Raw genomic sequence first — 14,685 nt, forward strand, 5'->3', positions numbered from 1 at the left:
CTTCTAGTTTTTCTTCATCAATTTCTAATTTTGATAATTTCCAGCCGTCTTGAATCGGTAAAATAATTTTCTCTAGTATCGTTTTTATATCGTATTCCATTTTGTAAATTTAACCTTTTCACAAAATATCCAGTAGAAACAACAAAACCAATACGATTCATTTTTAGACAGAACTCAAGAAGAGCGTTACGATATCGCATTTAAAAGAGTGCAAAAAATAAAAGGATTTTATGTGCATCTAATGGTGTATGTTTTAGTCAATATCGGATTAATCGCTATGAGAGCAAGGCATTTGGATTCATTAGATACCAATTTTTGGAGTTGGCAAACACTCAATACCGCCTTCTTTTGGGGCATTGGATTGGTAGCACACGGAGCTTCTGTTTTTGGGAAAGATTTGTTTTTAGGCAAAGATTGGGAGAAAAGAAAAATTGAGGAATTTTTAAAGGAAGAAGATGAAAAACAACAACAGTGGAAGTGATTTCTGTTTTCGGTTCTGAGTTTTCAGTTTTCTGCCTTCTCACATCTGCCTTCTTACTTCTTACTTCTAACCTCTAACCTCAAATAATGACTACTTTAATCATCGAAGACGAAAAACCAGCAGCGCGTTTGTTGCAACGTAAACTCGAAAAATTACAAATCAATGTAACCGTGTTGTTGCACTCGGTAGAAGAGGCTATCGAATGGTTTTCGAACCATCCTCATCCTGACCTTATTTTTTTGGACATTCAATTATCGGATGGCTTGTCTTTTGCCATTTTTGAAGCAGTCGAAATTAAGAGTGCTATCATTTTTACCACCGCTTATGACGAATATGCTTTGCGTGCTTTTAAACTCAACAGTATTGATTATTTACTCAAACCCATCGATGAAGATGACTTGGAAATTGCAGTGAATAAATACAAATCTCGAGTGCCAGAAAAGGCACCTGAAAATCCTTCTCTTGCGTTAGATTTTGAAGCTATCAAAAAGATGCTGACCAACCCATTTGAGAAAAATTATAAAAAGCGATTTACACTAAAAATTGGGCAACATTTGAAAGTGATTTCAGTGGATGAAATTGAATGTTTTTACAGCGAAAATAAAGGAACCTATTTGCATACTTTCGATAACAGAGATTATCTTTTGGAGACCACTTTAGAGGTTTTGGAGCAAGAATTAGACCCTGCTGCTTTTTACAGAATCAGCCGAAAATTTATCATTCCACTAAAAGCTATAAAGGAGATTGTGGTGTACAGCAACTCCCGTTTGAAAATTATTTTACCTACTTATAAAGCAGAAGAGGTGATAGTTAGCCGAGAAAAAGTAGCCGATTTCAAAAATTGGATTGGTTAAGAATTGACTTTATTTTTTAGTTTAGATAAAAACAGTTAAAAATACTGGTTATTAGTTGTTTAGATATTTGTTATAGGATTTATCTATGAGGCTTTTATTCGCAAATAAATCGTTTTCTGATAGATATAAGAACAAAAACCATAAGTGTATAAGCAATAAAAAACGGAGCTATATATTCAATAAGATGCAAAGGTAACATCACGGCTATAATTAGCAATTGAAACCCTAAACCATAAATGGATAACAAGCTCATAAACCAATTTGGAAACGTTTTTACTTTGTAAGCTTCTTTATCTAGAGCGTGAATTATTTTGTCAAAAAGTCCATAAACGATTGTATAAATTCGGAACAAAAGAGTCACCGATTTTTGTGTTTCTCCAGGTAAAGCTTTGGGTGTTTTGTATTCAAAAATTTTACTAGTGCTGTCTCCTCCAACCGATTTATGTCTCAAAATTACATAGTAATAATTGTACAAAGTTCCTTGTAATTGGATGCCAAAAAAAGCGGCAAACGCATACCAAAATGTCGTTTTTGAAACCCAACAAATGGCCATAATAATCATAAAATTTAAGACGATATCAAAGACACTATCGAGGTATCTACCAACGTATGAAGGTTTGTTTTTTAGTCTCGCTAATTCTCCATCTGCAGCATCAATTCCTGATTTTAATACAATAAAAAAGGCAGCCAAAAAGTAGTGGTTTGTGAGTATACAAAAAATGGCAATTAACCCAGAAAGGCCAAAAAGTAGGGTTACGTGAATAGCTGTGAATCGGGTTTCTTTTAATTGTTGTGCAAGGAATTTACCAAATGGACGACCATAATCGGAGAGGTCGAAGAACTTATCTTGTGCAGCAAGTTTAGACATTAATAGTAGATAAAAAAGGAAGGACAATATAGTCGAGGGGCAAAAGTAGCTCTATTTAAGAGAAATAAATGCCTAAACAATAGTTTACTTTGTGTTAAAGTAAAAAAAGTGCGTTTCGAGTTTTAGTACTTTTATGATATTAAAAAACCAAATTTATTGTATTATGGCGGCACCAAATTTAAAAGTAATTCAAGCTCTTAGAGAAACAGCGAAACAAATTGCAAGTAGTGGTCGTTATGAATGGGGGCATATGGGAAGTTGTAATTGTGGGCATTTGGCACAAAATATAACTTCGTTTACCAGAGCAGAAATTCAACAATTTGCCTTGCAAAAACGCGGTGATTGGTCGGAACAAGTTATAGATTATTGCCCAACGAGTGGTTATCCTATGGATTTAATTATTGGCAGAATGATTGAGTTTGGATTTACAGCTTCTGACTTGAGACAACTCGAAAACTTGTCCAATCCTGAGATTTTAGCCCAAGCTGGTGTGACTTCTTTCAATAGAAATGTGATGTCAGATACGGTAAAATATATGAATGCTTGGGCAGATTTGTTAGTGAGTCAATGGATGGAACAAAACATAAATCACATTGTTTTACCTACTTTTGAAAGAGAAGAGATGGTGTATTAAGCCATCTCTTTTTCTTATTTAGTGAAACGGTGTAGCGTGTAAGTCATAGCTGTCAATAAAAAGAAAGCTGTGATTTGGTGCGCCAATCCTAACCAAAGGGGTACGCTATACAACAAAGTCAAAACGCCTAGTGCAAATTGCACAAAAACAAGTATGACAAGCGCATTGAGTCCATTTTGTTGCGCAATTGACAAAGAGTATTTTTTGCTTTTGAAATACAGCAAAACCATCAAAGCCACCACCAGATAAGCGGTAGTACGATGTACGAATTGCACGCCGCTTTTTCCTTCAATCAAGTTAAGGATAAAACTGTTTTTTTCGATAAATACACTATCGTGAATGAATTGACCATCGCTCATTAATGGCCAATGGTTGTGAATTAATCCAGCGTTGAGTCCTGCAACAAAACCTCCGTAGATGATTTGAATAATCAAAAATACAAAGGCAAATCGAGCAATAGTTCTCAACTGAGGATAAAAGTTGTCTTTGTTAGGATAAATTAAATCCAAAGCCACCCAGAGGGTATAAGCAAAGGTGATGAAAGCAAAAGTAAGGTGTAACGCCAATCTAAAATGGCTCACATCTGGATTGTCGATTAATCCGCTTTTTACCATAAACCAACCCAAAAAGCCTTGGAATCCTCCCATACACAAAAGAACAATGCATTTTTTGATAGTAGATTTGTCTAATCTTTTTTTGGCTAAAAAATAAAAGAAAGGAATTAAAAACACCATCCCGATGATTCGACCAATAAAACGGTGAAACCATTCCCAGAAGTAAATAAATTTATAATCGGATAAGCTAAAATCATTATGGATGTTGATTTTTTGATACTCAGGAAACTTTTTGTATTCTTCAAAAGCTTGATTCCATTTCGCCTCTGTCATAGGAGGGAAGGTATCGGTAATCAAATGCCAGTCGGTCATAGAGAGTCCAGAATTAGTCAAACGGGTAATTCCGCCAACCACAACCATTAAAAACAAAAGAAAGCAGCCAGAAAGCAGCCAAATGATAATAGGTTTATTCGTTTTATTCATTTTTTTTAGTGATAAAAAATCAATTATTTAGATGCAAATTTATGGGTTTATCAAAGAAAAAAAGGACTAACAATCGTTAATCTTTAGGCCTAATTTGGCTCCTTTTTTTAAGATAAATTCATAAGCTGCTTGGTACTCATTTTGTATTTCTCCTTCTAAAATAGCTTCTTTTACGGCTTCTTTTAGGATGCCAATTTCTCTAGACGGTTTTAAGTTGAAGAGCGCCATTATTTCCTCGCCACTGATTGGAGGTTGGAAATTACGGACGTGGTCACGTGCTTCAACTTCTACAATTTTTTTGCGTACAATTTCAAAATTACTGTGGTATTTTTTGAACTTGTTTGGGTTTTTAGTGGTGATATCGGCCTCACAAAGGGTCATTAAGTTTTCTACATCTTCTCCTGCATCAAAAACCAAACGACGTACTGCTGAGTCGGTAACAGTGTCTTGCGCCAAGACAATTGGTCTCGAACTCATCACTACCATTTTTTGTACAAATTTCATTTTGTGGTTCAAGGGCATATGCAATCTTTCGAAGATTTTCTTAACCATTTTACCGCCCAAAAACTCGTGACCGTGAAACGTCCACCCTTGTTTTTTGTTGAAGCGTTTCGTTGGAGCCTTTCCGATATCATGCAATAAAGCAGCCCATCGCAACCAAACATCGTCTGTATTCGGGCAAATGTTATCGACTACTTCAAGTGTGTGATAAAAGTTGTTTTTGTGCGTGTGTCCTTCTATCTCTTCTACTTGATTCAAGGCGGTTAATTCAGGTAGAATCAGTTCTAATAATCCCGTTTTGTAAAGCAACAAAAAGCCCAAAGAAGGTTTTTCAGTTAGAAGAATTTTGTTTAACTCTTCAACAATGCGTTCTCCTGAAATTATTTGTATTCTTTCTGCATTTTTGGTAATAGAAGCTAAGGATTCTGGATGTATTTCAAAACCTAATTGCGTCGCAAAACGAATGCCTCTCAACATTCTTAGCGGGTCATCCGAAAAGGTGATATCTGGGTCAAGCGGCGTTTTTATTGTTTTAGATTCTAAATCAGAAATACCAGCAAAGGGATCTAAGAGTTCTCCGAAGTTAGATGGATTCAAAGACAAAGCCAAGGCGTTTATGGTGAAGTCACGGCGGTTTTGATCATCTTGTAGCGTTCCGTTTTCAACGATTGGATTGCGGCTATCGTGGGTGTAGGATTCTTTTCTGGCACCTACAAATTCAATATCGGTATCTTCAAAACGGAGCATAGCAGTTCCGTAAGTTTTGAACACTTGTACCTTTGGTTTTTTAGGTAAAAGTTCTGAAACTTTGAGCGCCAATTCGATGCCACTGCCTACAGCCACCACATCGATGTCTTTTTTGGTGCCTCTTTTTAAAAGTAAATCCCTAACGAACCCACCAATTACATAACTTTCTATGTTTAGTTCTTGGGAAGCTTTTGATATTACTTCGAATATTGTGTTATTAAGTGCTGATTTGTAATTCATATCTTGTTTTTACCACGATTTTTTACCGCAGATTCGCTGATTTTGTATTAAAAATTATGATTTTCAGCTAATTTTTCGACATTACTATTCGTTTGTGTTCTAAAGATGTTTTATTAAAATTTACTAAAAGCGCTAATTTAGTTTTCGACACTTTTAAATAATTTAAACATTGAGAAATATGACTGTTATTAAAAGATTCACAGGATTTTATTTCAAGAATAATACTATCAAAAACTACAAAATCAGCATAGAATTTGTGTTTTAAAATGGTGTTTTTATAATTTACGACATATTCCTTTTCTCTTTCAAATGGAATGTTAGCTGTATTAAATTCATATTCTAAAGCATCTTTATATACAATTTCAGAAAATCCTTTTCCTAGATTTTTATGAACTTCAAATAGAATTCCTATTATTTTATAGGTTTCTTTTTCAAATAAATATTGAGCCATAAATTATAAGATCATATTAATTTCTTCTTTTTTTAAAATCTGCGAATCTGCGGCAAAAAAATTATTTTCGAATCACTTTTACCTGCGAATCATTCGTAAGTTTTATTATGGTTGAAGGTTTTCCTGCAATTTTTTCGTGCTGCAAATTTACAACATAGTCTACGCCTTTTATAATTTCAGGGCTAATTTCTTTGAAAGAACTTGGTGTGGGTTGTCCAGAAATATTAGCAGAAGTAGAAACTAGCGGTTTCTTCATACGCTCCAATAGCTTAAAGCAAAAAGGCTCTTTTACCAATCGAATTCCTAAGGATTGGTCTTCGGCAATAAGGTTTGGAGCCACATTTCTTGGGTTATCTAGTATTAAAGTTGTGGGTTTTTCAGATAAATCTAGAATTTGCCAAGCTACTTCGGGAATTTCCTTGAATACATTGTACATCATTTTTTCCCCATTCATAAGGCAAATCATACTTTTGCTTTCGGTTCTTTGTTTGAGTTGGTATATTTTGGCCACGGCTTCAGGATTCGTCGCATCACATCCTATTCCCCAAACCGTATCAGTTGGATAAAGAATGATGCCTCCGTTTTTTATAACTTCAAAAGCATTGATAATCTCTTGATTCATCTGCATTTTATTTTAATGATTTTGATTTTGTTCCATAAAATGCAAAACTATCCATTTGATTTTTGATAGCGTATAAAAAAGCGTTTTTTTTCTTTGTTCAGAAATAGATTCGGGATGAATGTTAGCTATTGTTTCAAAAAGGGTTCTTGTTCTGAAAGTTTTTAAGAACTACAACTTAGCATCGAACACCCAATTTTAACTCTTGCCCAATCGGGGCGTTTGGCAAACCATTTTTCATATTCGGGTTGTTCTTCGTAAGGCTTTTGTAAAAGTTCAAACAATTCTTTTAGTATCGAATAATCCTCTTGTTCCGCGGCATCAATACATAATTGCGCCATATAATTGCGAAGGACGTATTTTGGATTAACTTGGTTCATTGCAATGCTTCTTTCTGCATCAGATACTATTTCTAATTGCAATCTGTCGATATATTTAGAGAACCAATTGTGCCATTTTAGAGTTATGCTTTCATTACAATCATTAGCCTTATAAAAGGCAAATTCAATTTTTGATAAAGCAGTTGCAGGAGTATCATTTTTGAGCACTAAACTTAAGTTTCGAAAGAAAATAGTCATATCGGTCTCTATTTCTTGTAGCAAATCAATAAGTTCTTGAATTAAGCTGCGATCTGCTATATGTTGTATTTGTAAACCTAATTTTGATTGCATCATTTGAAGATATTTGGCATCATATTCTTTGGTGTAAGCGTCCAAAATTGCCTCGAGACCTTGGGTTTCTTCGATTAATGGATATAAGGCATTGGCCAATTGATACAAATTCCATAACCCAATTTGAGGTTGATTTTTAAATCGATATCTTTTGTGTTGATTGTCAGTTGTGTTTGGTGTCCAAGTTGGGTTGTAGTCCTCTAACCAACCGTAAGGGCCATAGTCAATTGTAATGCCGTGAATTGACATATTATCTGTATTCATAACTCCGTGCACAAAACCTACTCTTTGCCAGTTAAGAATCATTTCTAGTGTGCTTTTAGAAACTGCTTCAAAAAATTGAATGTATTTTTCTTTGCCAGTTTCATTTATGGATGGAAAATAATGTTGAATGGTAAAATCAGCCAATAGTTTCAGATTCGTGTGATCTTGTCTGGCGGCAAAAATTTCAAAATTTCCAAATCGAATAAAACTTGGTGCTACTCTACAAACTACAGCACCTTTTTCGTAAGCTGGATTCCCGTTGTACATAATGTCTCTAAGTACTTCGTCTCCAGTTGAAATCAATGAAAGAGAACGGGTTGTGGGTACTCCTAAATGATGCATAGCTTCGGCACACAAATATTCACGAATGGACGAACGCAGGACGGCAAATCCATCTGCGGTTCGGGAGTAGGGCGTGGGTCCAGCACCTTTTAATTGTAACGTAAAGTTTTTCCCCTCGTGAGTTACTTCCATCAAATTAATGGCTCTTCCATCTCCCAATTGCCCTGCCCAATTTCCAAATTGATGCCCAGCATAACACATGGCAAAAGGTTGTGTGTTGGGATATATTTTTGTTCCTGAAAAAACAGCTAAGAAATCGTCGTCCTCTAATTCTTCTGGTTCTAAGCCAATTTGCTTTGCTACATCAATGCTCAAATGAATTAAGGATGGATTTGAAGGTATTTTGGGTGAAACAAATGAAAAGCATGCTTGATATACTGGTCTAGGAGTATTGTCCGATAGATTGTCTGCGGGTAATTCTTTGGTGAATAGATTGTTGAGGGTGAGCGTCATTTTTTAGCTAAAAATAGTAGTATTTCTTCAAATTTTGCTCCATGTCGAAATACTGAATTAGCTAGTAAAATTAAATCAATCTGTTTTAATTTCTTATTCTTTTTGAATTTTATTAACGAATGATTAGTTTCAGAAATTCAAAGGGTTATACAGAATAATTAATTTTAGTTCTGTTTTTTTAACTATTTTTATAATGAGTTTTGTGATTTTTGTTTGAACAGTGGCTTCAAAACCAGTTTTTTATTTCATTATAATTCCATTTTTTATGAAAATCAGTCCAAAAAGAGTGCGTCAAAATGTTTTCGTTTTAAATTTTAAAAGATGCGTTAGTGTACTCTTTTTTGCCATGACTTTAATCACTTATGGTCAATCCAAAGAAGGGATAAAAAACGATGCAAAAGCAAAAGAGAATAAACGATTAGATAGTCTAATGCAGCAATTAAATGCGGCAAGTTTGAAGGAAAATAAAACAAACTACGCATTTAATGTGCTGACCAATAGACAAAATTCAAGTTTTAATTTAATTAATGAAGAAATTCAAAGAGCTAATACAACATTAAAAGAAGGTATTGATTATAAGGGATTTACAAAAGAGCTGGCATTATTGGTAGAATGGAAAGATAAATCAGTAAAAGGCATTGTGAAGAATGTAAGCAAGATGCAAACCGTTAGAGATTTAACGACAACTTCACTTTTATTGAAAGAATTATTAAAGAGAACCGATTATCAATTAGACAGAATTTCGTCAAACAATAAGTCTTTAAGCGGAATACAGCGTAGAATAGATTCCTTGGCAACCGATAATATTTTTTATCAAATTCCTGTTCAAGAATCAGCCAAAAAAAATTATTACCAAAGGATGGTTTTAATGGTCAAAGATTTAAATAATGCCAATACTAACTTGAAAAATGCCATTGATAGCATCCAAAAGTTAGAAGTTAATGGGAAAATGTTCAAATTTAGTCTTGAGTCAGACTTGGCTATCGTAAATAATGTAAGGAAAAAGTTAAGTAAAAAAGTAAATTCGATATCGCCAGATGTTGTTGATCAAAAAGAAATAGGCTTAACATTAGCTGAGAATTTTATCCACTCCTTTATAAAAGGATATTTATTGTTTGTGTTTTATTTTGCTAATCAAGCAGGGATTTTATCCTTGTTACTTCTCTTTATCATAGGACTCACACTTTATTTGAGAGTCATTAGAAGTAAATATAAGAAGGCGAATTTATATGAGAATTTAAAATACCCGGGCCATGTTTTGAATTACCCTTTGGCAGCTTCTATGCTGATAATGATTTCCATATTTCAATTTTTCTTGCCTTCGCCGCCATTTGTGTTTAGTGCATTTTTGTGGATTATTGGAGGGTTAGCTTTAACTCGCATTTTGTACAAATCCGTAAGTAAATATTGGTTCTTCATTTGGATGGCATTTTTTGTTTGTAATAATTTAGCCTTTCAAGATAACTTATTACTACTATTTTCTGTGTCAGAGTCTCGATTTGTTTTGTTTCTAAGCGTTATTGGTTTTGCTTTAGGGTTTTATGTTTTTTGGAATAGAAAGGATAAAGAGAAAGAGATTCACGAAAAAAGTTTTGTAATTGCGCTGCTCGTCTTTGTGATTTTTGAATTATGTGCTATGATTTTGTCAATTGCAAATTGTTATAATTTGGCCAAAATTTTCATGACCAATGGATATTTTACCATTTTAATCGCGTATCAATTAATTTGGGCATTTGGCTTAAGTTTAGATATTTTAAATTTTTCAAAATACTTATCTCGATCTGAAGAGGAAGTTCTGTTAAAAGAAGAAAAAGAAGAGGAAAATTTTAAAGTACCTGCTTTTATTTACGTTTTATTTGCAATAGGTTGGTATATATTGATAAGTAGAAATTCTTATAGTTTTCAAAGTTTTATAGAACCAATTTCTGAGGCTTTTTATGAAGAAAAACAATTTGGGGAATTCAAATTCTCATTCAATGCCATATTCTTGTTTTTCTTTATTTTATTCATGTCAGGATTAAGTGCTAAAATAGTTTCATTTTTAACAACCGATAGTAAAGGAACAAATAGTGGAAAACCAAAATCAGGTTTAGGAAGTTGGTTATTGTTGATACGCATCGCCATAATCACCATTGGTGTTTTAATCGCTTTTGTTGCAGTGGGTATCCCAATGGATAAAATTGCGTTGATGATTAGTGCTTTAAGTGTGGGTATTGGTTTTGGTTTGCAAAATGTAATCAACAATTTGGTAAGCGGATTAATCATTGCATTTGAAAAACCTATCAATTTGGATGATATTGTCGAGGTAGGAGGGCAGACAGGAAAAATGAAATCAATCGGAATTCGTAGCAGTGTTATTACTACTTGGGATGGGGCTGATGTTATTATTCCAAATGGTGATTTATTGAGTCAACATTTAGTGAATTGGACCATGGGAAGCAATCGTCGTAGATTTGAGATTGATTTGGGCGTGGCGTATGGCTCAGATTTAAAGGAGGTAAAAACAATTTTGATTGACATTTTAATGCAGCACGAGCTAGTATTGAAAAATCCTGCACCAATGGTTTGGGTAACTAAGTTCAATGATAGTTCTATTGACTTTGCCATAAAATATTGGGTACCTCATTTTAACTTTGGTAATGATGTAAAAAATGATTTGATTATAGCTATAGATGTTGCCTTTAAAGTCAATGGAATAGAAATACCATTTCCGCAACAAGATCTTCATATTCGTTCCAATGTTTCTAATTCTAATGATGAAAATCTAGATAAAGAATAATTTTTTCGTTATCAAATGCATCCTTTTGTCAAAGAAAAATATTTATCCGTAATTAGAGTATAATAGAATTTTAGTAACTATTTTAATATTAAAATGAAATGAAAAAAGTAATTGTAGTACTTGTCCTTTTTGTTTTTTGGGTAATATCTTCTTGCAAGAAAGAAGTAAAACCAGAAGAATCAACCACTGATACAACCACTGTTGCGGTAGATTCTTCGAAAACCGAAGCTTTGGTAGATCCTGATCCAACAGATACCATTCCAGCAGGCAGCTACGGTATAAATTCGTCAAGTAGTAAAACCTCCGATTTGATCCGTTTGACTTTGAAAGAATTATATAAAGATGACTTAGCAAAGAATTTTATTGATGACAATAGTAAAAGGTTTATTTTCTTTGAATATGATTTAAACGAAGATGGGAAAAAAGAGATTCTAGTTGGATTAACTGGAGGTTATTTTTGTGGTACTGGAGGTTGTACTCTGCTGCTGTTGGATGATCAAGGAAATGTAGTTACGCAATTTTCGGTATCGGGTAATCCAGTTGTAATTGATACAACTAAAACCAACGGATGGAAAGACTTGTTTATTTACAGCGGAAGTAAATACCATATTGTGAAGTTTAATGGAAAAACTTACCCATCTAATCCGTCAACATTGTCAGAATTAAAAGTTACACCTGGGGATGGTTTACCAAGAGCCTTAGATTTTGAACATGAGCCTTATGCCTGGTTTAAGTTCTAAACAATAAAAGGCTTTTTGAAATAGTATCAAAAAGCCTTTTTTAATTCGGTTTATTCTACTTAATTATTGTTGTTTTTTATAAATGGCATAAATAACATTTAGTGTTTTTTGATCTAAAACTGAGTCGATTTCTGTTTTGATATAATGCAATTTAAATGCTTTGATGGCGGCATTCAAGTTTTTAGTGTCATACCCAATTATTCGTAAAGCCATTTCTGCATTAAAATCTGTAGGAGCGGTTTCTAGTTGTGCGTCTGGCCAGATTCCGAACCCTTTTTCTGCTAATAATTGCCACGGAAATAAAGCGCTAGGATCTACTTTTCTGGTTGGAGCAATATCAGAATGGCCTATGAAATTTTGTGTAGGAATGTTATAGTCTTTCTTCAATTTTGTTAATAGAGCCAATAAACTATTAATCTGTGGTTCTGAAAAGGGTTCAAATCCATTGTTGTCAAGTTCAATCCCAATAGAAGCAGAGTTGATGTCGCTATTTTTTCCCCAAGTTCCATTGCCAGCATGCCAACCTCTCAAATAGTCATTTAGCATTTGCACTACTTTTCCATCTTCTGCTATTACATAATGTGCACTCACTTTGGTACTGGCTAATGTGAAAGTTTTTAAAGTTTGTTTTAAAGAATCTTGTGCGGTGTGATGTATAATTACAAAATTTGGTTTTCTTAGATTAAAGTTTACTGTCCCAATCCATTCTGTAGTTACATTTTCTAACGCTGTTGGGTTAAATTTAGAGATAGAATCCTTTAGGGTATTAATTTGTTTCGTGTAAAGTGTGTCCAAAGAAGTGGTGGTTGTCTCTACTTTTTTTAGAGCTATTGCTTCTTTTTCAGCTAGTTTTTGCTGTAACACCTTTAATTGCTGTTCGTATACTTTATTGCTTTCCTTGTATGGATTAGTTCCACATGAACTTATAAGTAAACCCAAAGTGATACTAAGTATAAGTTGTCTAAACATCGATAATTAGTTAGTTGGTTGAGTGGCTAGCTTTTATTTCTTTTTCTTCTTTTTAAATCCTCCTGCAATAATTTTTTTGTAAAGATCTTTTTGATCGGGATTTAATAACTCTAGTATTTTACGGTCTGTATTTTCGGAAATTACCTTAATATCCTCGCTTTTACTTTCGTTAGAACCTTCTTTTTTGATAATTACGCCTTGGGCATTTAAACTTTGAACCAAAATATTTTTAATAGCAATCTCTTGCAGTGCATCCAAATTGAGTTCTGTTTTAAGATTTTCCATTACTTTGCTAGCCGTTTCTTCATTAGAGGGTGGCTTTGGTGCACTTTGTGTAGGTCCAGATCCCATTTGATTCATTTGGCTCATTCTTCCATTATTGCCATATCCATTATTGAATTGTGCCCAATGGGTTTGAGTGAAAAACAAAGTGCATCCTAAAATAAATAAAAATTGAATCTTTTGCATTGCGATTGATTTATAAATTCAAATATACTAATTAAACGGGTTCTCCGTATAAGTCAAATTCAGTTGCTTCTGTAATTTTAATCATGACGAATTCACCAGTTTTTACATAATGTTTTGAAGCATCAATTAATACTTCGTTATCAACATCTGGACTATCAAATTCGGTTCTTCCAATAAAGTGCGCTCCTTCTTTGCGATCAATAATACATTTGAATGTTTTGCCTACTTTTTCTTGGTTCAAATCCCATGAAATTTGAGATTGTAGTTCCATTAATTCGTTTACACGAGCCTGTTTTACCTCGTCTGGAACATTGTCTTCTAGTAAATAAGCGTGTGTGTTTTCTTCGTGCGAATAAGCAAAACAACCCATTCTATCAAATTTCATTTCTTGAACAAAATCTTTCAAGGTATCAAAATCTTCTTGAGTTTCTCCAGGATAACCTACAATTAAGGTAGTACGAATTGTGATACCTGGAACAGCCGCTCTAAAATCTTTCAACAATTGAGTAGTTTTTGCTTGAGTTGTTCCTCTACGCATAGATTTAAGAATGCTGTCCGAAATGTGTTGCAACGGAATATCAATATAGTTACATATTTTTGGTTCGCGCTTCATAATCTCCAATACATCCATTGGGAAACCAGTAGGGAATGCATAATGCAAACGAATCCATTCAATACCTTCCACTTTTACCAACGCTTCTAGTAAATCGCCAAGGGCACGTTTTTTATATAAATCAAGACCATAATAGGTCAAGTCTTGAGCAATTAAAATCAATTCTTTTACCCCATCTTTGGCTAATCCTTCTGCTTCTTTTACCAATTTTTCAATAGTTTGAGAAACATTTTTTCCTCTCATTAAAGGGATTGCACAAAAACTGCAAGGTCGGTCACAACCTTCCGAAATTTTCAAATAAGCATAGTTTTTAGGGGTTGTAGTTAAGCGTTCACCTAATAATTCATGCTTGTAATCTGCGCCTAAAGCCTTTAATAAACCAGGCAATTCAGTAGTTCCAAAGTATTGATCTACATTCGGAATTTCTTTTTCTAAATCAGGACGGTATCTTTCAGAAAGGCAACCTGTTACAAAAACTTTGTCAACCAAACCTTTTTCTTTCTTATCCGCATATTCCAAAATCATGTTAACCGATTCTGCTTTAGCATTATCAATAAAACCACAAGTGTTAATTACTATGATATTTCCTTCGTCCTCGGCTTTTGCTTCATGAGTAACTTCTTTTCCGCTGGCACGAAGCTGTCCCATCAAGACTTCGCTATCATATACATTTTTAGAACACCCTAAAGTGATGACATTAATTTTATTCTTTTTTGTTGACTTTGTTCTCATAATATAAATTCCCCTTCTTCTAGGAATTGGCAAAATTACGCTTTTTTTTCTTCAGAAAAAGCATAAATTAGGGTTGTTGTCCCATTATGTATTGGATTGTAGATAGATTTTTGAATTGTTTTAGGAGCAGAAAAAGCAGGCTTTCTTGGAGTCAAAGACCCGTCATCCGCTATATCTTTGCCTTTTGAAAGAAAAAGGCAAAGGATGCTCCTGCCGGGGCTA

General features: G+C 33.9%; 14 protein-coding genes. 5 read left to right on the forward strand and 9 right to left on the reverse strand.

What is annotated here, in order from left to right:
• Nucleotides 1–208: 208 nt before the first annotated feature.
• Nucleotides 209–481 (forward strand): 2TM domain-containing protein, encoded by a 273-nt coding sequence (locus tag O9307_RS11340; protein WP_298299250.1) that lies wholly within the window; start codon nucleotides 209–211, stop codon nucleotides 479–481.
• Nucleotides 482–567: 86 nt separating this feature from the next.
• Nucleotides 568–1,335 carry a LytTR family DNA-binding domain-containing protein gene (locus tag O9307_RS11345; protein WP_298299254.1) on the forward strand — a complete coding sequence of 256 codons (768 nt, stop codon included), beginning with the start codon at nucleotides 568–570 and terminating at the stop codon, nucleotides 1,333–1,335.
• A 94-nt stretch (nucleotides 1,336–1,429) separates the two neighbouring features.
• On the opposite strand, the gene O9307_RS11350 is transcribed toward O9307_RS11345, so the two are convergent.
• Nucleotides 1,430–2,203 (reverse strand): CDP-alcohol phosphatidyltransferase family protein, encoded by a 774-nt coding sequence (locus O9307_RS11350; protein WP_298299258.1) that lies wholly within the window; start codon nucleotides 2,201–2,203, stop codon nucleotides 1,430–1,432.
• A gap of 163 nt (nucleotides 2,204–2,366) precedes the next feature.
• Between O9307_RS11350 and O9307_RS11355 the strand changes: the two genes are divergently transcribed.
• Complete coding sequence (locus O9307_RS11355; protein ID WP_298299261.1) at nucleotides 2,367–2,837, forward strand: hypothetical protein; 471 nt, start codon at nucleotides 2,367–2,369, stop codon at nucleotides 2,835–2,837.
• Nucleotides 2,838–2,851: 14 nt separating this feature from the next.
• Here the strand turns inward: O9307_RS11355 and O9307_RS11360 are convergent, their stop codons facing one another.
• The 5 genes from O9307_RS11360 to O9307_RS11380 form a co-directional block, all read right to left on the reverse strand.
• Nucleotides 2,852–3,874, reverse strand: a complete 1,023-nt coding sequence (locus tag O9307_RS11360) for a COX15/CtaA family protein (RefSeq protein WP_298299264.1) — start codon at nucleotides 3,872–3,874, stop codon at nucleotides 2,852–2,854.
• A 66-nt stretch (nucleotides 3,875–3,940) separates the two neighbouring features.
• Nucleotides 3,941–5,362: an HD domain-containing protein gene (locus O9307_RS11365; protein WP_298299267.1), complete on the reverse strand. Its 1,422-nt coding sequence runs from the start codon at nucleotides 5,360–5,362 to the stop codon at nucleotides 3,941–3,943.
• Nucleotides 5,363–5,429: 67 nt separating this feature from the next.
• A complete protein-coding gene (locus tag O9307_RS11370; protein WP_298299270.1) occupies nucleotides 5,430–5,813 on the reverse strand; it encodes a GxxExxY protein in 384 nt (127 codons plus the stop codon).
• Nucleotides 5,814–5,874: 61 nt separating this feature from the next.
• Entirely contained in the window at nucleotides 5,875–6,441 is a 567-nt protein-coding gene (locus tag O9307_RS11375) for an L-threonylcarbamoyladenylate synthase (RefSeq protein WP_298299273.1), read from the reverse strand.
• A gap of 155 nt (nucleotides 6,442–6,596) precedes the next feature.
• Nucleotides 6,597–8,162: a protein adenylyltransferase SelO gene (locus O9307_RS11380; RefSeq protein ID WP_298299277.1), complete on the reverse strand. Its 1,566-nt coding sequence runs from the start codon at nucleotides 8,160–8,162 to the stop codon at nucleotides 6,597–6,599.
• Between the two features lie 265 nt (nucleotides 8,163–8,427).
• Between O9307_RS11380 and O9307_RS11385 the strand changes: the two genes are divergently transcribed.
• Together O9307_RS11385 and O9307_RS11390 are read left to right on the forward strand one after the other, a co-directional pair.
• The gene (locus O9307_RS11385) at nucleotides 8,428–10,941 is read left to right on the forward strand and encodes a mechanosensitive ion channel domain-containing protein (protein WP_298299280.1); all 2,514 of its coding nucleotides are present in this window, start codon (nucleotides 8,428–8,430) and stop codon (nucleotides 10,939–10,941) included.
• 98 nt (nucleotides 10,942–11,039) lie between these two features.
• The gene (locus O9307_RS11390; protein WP_298299283.1) at nucleotides 11,040–11,681 is read left to right on the forward strand and encodes a hypothetical protein; all 642 of its coding nucleotides are present in this window, start codon (nucleotides 11,040–11,042) and stop codon (nucleotides 11,679–11,681) included.
• Nucleotides 11,682–11,744: 63 nt separating this feature from the next.
• Here O9307_RS11390 and O9307_RS11395 read toward each other — a convergent pair whose 3' ends face one another.
• From O9307_RS11395 to rimO, 3 genes are read right to left on the reverse strand one after another with little or no spacing between them, the layout of a single operon-like run.
• Nucleotides 11,745–12,650 carry an N-acetylmuramoyl-L-alanine amidase gene (locus O9307_RS11395; protein ID WP_298299286.1) on the reverse strand — a complete coding sequence of 302 codons (906 nt, stop codon included), beginning with the start codon at nucleotides 12,648–12,650 and terminating at the stop codon, nucleotides 11,745–11,747.
• Between the two features lie 33 nt (nucleotides 12,651–12,683).
• A complete protein-coding gene (locus tag O9307_RS11400) occupies nucleotides 12,684–13,118 on the reverse strand; it encodes a hypothetical protein (protein ID WP_298299288.1) in 435 nt (144 codons plus the stop codon).
• Between the two features lie 31 nt (nucleotides 13,119–13,149).
• Nucleotides 13,150–14,463 carry a 30S ribosomal protein S12 methylthiotransferase RimO gene (gene rimO / locus O9307_RS11405; RefSeq protein WP_298299291.1) on the reverse strand — a complete coding sequence of 438 codons (1,314 nt, stop codon included), beginning with the start codon at nucleotides 14,461–14,463 and terminating at the stop codon, nucleotides 13,150–13,152.
• Nucleotides 14,464–14,685: the final 222 nt, after the last annotated feature.

The organism is Flavobacterium sp. (assembly GCF_027531905.1).
Taxonomy (GTDB): Bacteria; Bacteroidota; Bacteroidia; order Flavobacteriales; family Flavobacteriaceae; genus Flavobacterium.